Below are 3,741 nucleotides of genomic sequence, written 5' to 3' on the forward strand. Positions count from 1 at the left end.
GGTGGGGGACGCGGAGAAGCTGATCGCCTCGCGGGAGGCGTACGTGCTGGAGCCGCGTCGTGGGGTGACCAACCGGGACATGACGCTGCGGGTAGGGCTGCCGGTGTGCCGGGCGATCGTGGCGTTCGGGCGGGGCGACTACGCGTCGGTGGTCGATCTGCTGTACCCGATCCGGCATCGGGTCAACGAGTTCGGCGGCAGCCACGCGCAGCGGGACGCCGTGCAGAAGACGTTGCTGGAGGCGGCGTTGCGGGCCGGGGCGCGGGATGTGGCGAGGGTGCTGGTGAGCGAGCGGATCAACGTGCGGCCGTGCAGTCCGTACAACTGGCTCAAGCAGGCGGCGCTGGCCGACGTCCTCGGCGACCGGGCCGCCGCCGCGGCCGCCCGGCTGCGGGCCGGGGAGCTCGTGCGGGCCCCGTGATCTCGTGGGTGCGCATGTGGCACGTCGCGTTCCGTGAGAAGATCGAGATCATGATCGGTCTGCTGCCAGGTTCAGGCCGTCGCGATCGGCACGCCCCCGCGACGGCAACCCCCGTGATCCTCGTGCCGCGTTCAAAGGTGCCCGCCCGTACTTCCACCGTCCTGCCGTGCGACGCGACGCCTGATCGTTCGGCCTGCTCGCGCGCCACAGCCGAGGTCACGCGCGTGGGCGCCGGCCCGGTCGCATGCTGACCATGCGGCGAGGCGACCGCATCGAGCCGGACCCCGCCACGGCGCTTCCTCCGGGCGTCGTGGGCACCGAGCACTTCCCAGCACCTGCCCCTGAGCCGACCAGCGCCGGTCAGCCCCCCGCTCCGGGCGCACCGGGAGCGGGACAGGCAGCCGGCGGGACCGGGGCCGCGCAGCCCTCGACCCCTGCTCCGGCCGGGACGGGAGCCGCGCAGTCCTCGACCCCCGCTCCGGCAGGGACGGGAGCCGCGCGGACCCCGCCACCCGTTGCCGACGGATCGGGCGCCGGGCACGTCCCGCCGCCCCCGCCCGGCGTGACCAGCATGGGGCAGCTGCCCGGGCTCCGGCCTCGGCGGCGGCCCCGGGACGGAGGCGAGGCGGCCGGCGGCGACGTCGACCTGATCGACGCGCTGGACCCGCTGACCTGGCGCACGGTGGCCGCCTGGCTGCACGACAAGCCCTCCGCGGCCACCCGGCAGGTCGGGTTGCAGGTTGTGGCGTCGTTCCTGCGCTGGCTCCGCGACACGGACGCGGCGCTCGAGCTCCTCGCCGTCACCGGAGCCCATCTGGACGCCTATTGCGAGATGGCCCGCACCGGCGCACTCACGCGCACGCCGGCCCGGAGGCCGCTGGCGAGCAGGACGGTGGCCAGGAAACGTTCCGTCCTGCTGTCCTTCTACGCCTTCGCCTGGCAGTGCGGCGTGGTCCGGCACAACCAGGTCCCCGGCCCGCCCACGGCCAGGAACCGCCGCATCGCCGGAACACCTCCTCTCGCCAAGGAAGAACGCCGGCTGCTGCGTCAGGGTGTCGCCCGCCTGGCCGCCGACGGCCGCACGGCCGAGGCCGCGGCGGTCGCGCTGCTGGAGTCCACCGGCGCCGCCGCGGACGCGCTGGCCGGTCTGACCCGGCAGGACGTCCGCAGCGTGACCGACGGCGCCGGCAGCCGGCCCGCCGTGATCACTGTCCACCACGGCCGGGACGACGTCGTCGCCTTCCCCGTCTCACCGCTCGCCCGCCCGCTGCTGCGCGTGTTGTGCGCCAGCCGTCCCGCCGGCGAGCCGCTGATCAGGCGGCCCGACGGCCGCCCAGTGGACCTCGACTGGCTCAGGGACGCGCTCACCGACGCCGCCCTCGCCGGCGGCCTCCCCGAGCAGCGAGCCCGCGACCTGCATCCGCGCATGCTGCGCGCCACCACCGTCACCGACCTCCTGGAGGACGCGGGCGCCTTGCCGCCCCCACGACCAAACCCCTGACCTCCCCCCGCAAGCACGTCCGCGCCGGCCGAGCGTCCCGCAGGCCGGGCGGACGGGCCGAGCGTCCCGCAGACCGGGCGAGCGGACCGGGCGAGCGGACCGGGCGAGCGGACCGGGCGAGCGGACCGGGCGTCGGCGTCGGGGGACCATGTGGCAGCCGCGCCGCCATCCCCTGGGCGGGCCGGGGACTGTCGGAGGTGGCGAGTAGTGTTTCGGCACATGGATCGGCAACTCACCCTGATGGTCGTGCACGCCCACCCCGACGACGAGTGCCTCAGCACCGGCGGCGTCCTGGCCCGCTACACCGAAGAAGGCATCCGCACGGTCCTGGTCACCTGCACCAACGGCGAGCAGGGCGACGACCAGGGCGGCGTGAAGCCGGGCGAGGCGGGCCACGACGACGCGGCGGTGGCCGCGCGCCGGCTCGCCGAGCTGCGCGAGTCGGTCGCCCACCTGGGCATCGACCACCTGGAGCTGCTCGGCTACCGCGACTCGGGCATGGAGGGATGGTCGGCCAACAGCCACCCCGACGCGTTCGCCAACGTGCCCGTCGAGACGGCCGCGGGCAGGCTGGCCGCGCTCATGGAGCACTACCGGCCGCAGGTCGTGGTGACCTACGACGAGACGGGCGGCGGCGGTTACGGCCACCCGGACCACGTCCAGGCCCACCGCATCACGGCCGCCGCGGTGGAGTCGACCGGCATCCCGGACAAGTTCTACTACACGGCCATCCCCCGGGCCGCGATCAAGCGCATGTTCGAGGTGATGCGCGAGCACGGGATCGATGTCGGCTTCGAGCCTTCCGACGACTTCGGCACCCCGGACGAGCGCGTCACGTCCGTCGTCGACGTCACGCCCTACATCGAACGCAAGCTCAAGGCGATCAAGGCCCACGAGAGCCAGGGGGACAACATCTTCCTGTTCCGCATGCCGCCGGAGGCCCAGCAGCAGGCGTTCTCGCACGAGGCGTTCGAGCGGGTGCTGTGCAAGGTGCACGCCCCCGGTCACGAGGAGGATCTGTTCGCGGGCTTGCGTGACGGTTAGGCTGCAAGGGCATCCCGAACATTATTCTGGAGGCCGTCATGGGGACCCTCGTCAGCTGCCGGCTCAAGGACTCCGTCGCCACGATCACCATGGACGACGGCAAGGTCAATGCGATCTCGCTCCAGATGGTCACCGAGCTGAACGCCGCCCTCGACCAAGCAGCCGCCGGCTCGGCCGTCGTGCTGCTCGGCGGCCGCGAGGGGGTCCTGTCCGCCGGGTTCGACCTGGGGACGCTCAGGGCGGGCGGCGGCGAGGCCGTGGAGCTGGTGCGCGGCGGGTTCGAGCTGGCGGCGCGGCTGCTGTCGTTCCCGGCCCCCGTGGTCATCGCCTGCACCGGACATGCGGTGGCGATGGGCGCGTTCCTGCTGCTGTCCGGGGACTACCGGGTGGGGGCGGCGGGCCCGTACCGGCTGGCGGCCAACGAGGTGGCGATCGGGATCACGATGCCGTACGCGGCGGTCGAGATCCTGCGGCAGCGGCTCATACCTGCTGTCTTCACCAGGGCCGTGACGCTGGCGGAGGTCTTCTCGCCCGACGACGCCGTCGCGGCCGGGTTCCTGGACCGGGTGGTGGAGCCGGCGCGGATGTGGGATGCCGCGCGCGCCACCGCGGAGTCGCTGACCGGCCTGGACATGGCCGCGCACGCGGCGAGCAAGCTACGCGCCCGCCGCCACATGCTGGAGGCCGTGCGTGCGGGCATCGCCGAGGAGTTCGGCGCCGCCACCACAGCCCTGTGACGGCACCACACCCCCGTAACGCCACCACACCCCCGTGA

Annotated in this window: 4 protein-coding genes and 1 pseudogene; all 5 read left to right on the forward strand. The window is 73.8% G+C overall.

The window, feature by feature from the left end:
• Positions 1–421, forward strand: a pseudogene (locus tag ETD86_RS53105) (tetratricopeptide repeat protein); the annotation flags it as partial.
• Positions 418–672, forward strand: coding sequence for a hypothetical protein (locus tag ETD86_RS53110; RefSeq protein ID WP_138674195.1), 255 nt, complete (start codon positions 418–420; stop codon positions 670–672). The pseudogene ETD86_RS53105 and the gene ETD86_RS53110, both read left to right, overlap by 4 nt.
• A 2-nt stretch (positions 673–674) precedes the next feature.
• Positions 675–1,922 (forward strand): hypothetical protein, encoded by a 1,248-nt coding sequence (locus ETD86_RS53115; RefSeq protein WP_138674196.1) that lies wholly within the window; start codon positions 675–677, stop codon positions 1,920–1,922.
• A gap of 219 nt (positions 1,923–2,141) precedes the next feature.
• The gene (locus ETD86_RS53120) at positions 2,142–2,966 is read left to right on the forward strand and encodes a PIG-L family deacetylase (RefSeq protein ID WP_138674197.1); all 825 of its coding nucleotides are present in this window, start codon (positions 2,142–2,144) and stop codon (positions 2,964–2,966) included.
• Positions 2,967–3,004: 38 nt separating this feature from the next.
• Positions 3,005–3,703, forward strand: a complete 699-nt coding sequence (locus ETD86_RS53125) for a crotonase/enoyl-CoA hydratase family protein (protein WP_138674198.1) — start codon at positions 3,005–3,007, stop codon at positions 3,701–3,703.
• Positions 3,704–3,741 lie beyond the last annotated feature (38 nt).

The organism is Nonomuraea turkmeniaca (assembly GCF_005889735.1).
Lineage (GTDB): Bacteria > Actinomycetota > Actinomycetes > Streptosporangiales > Streptosporangiaceae > Nonomuraea > Nonomuraea turkmeniaca.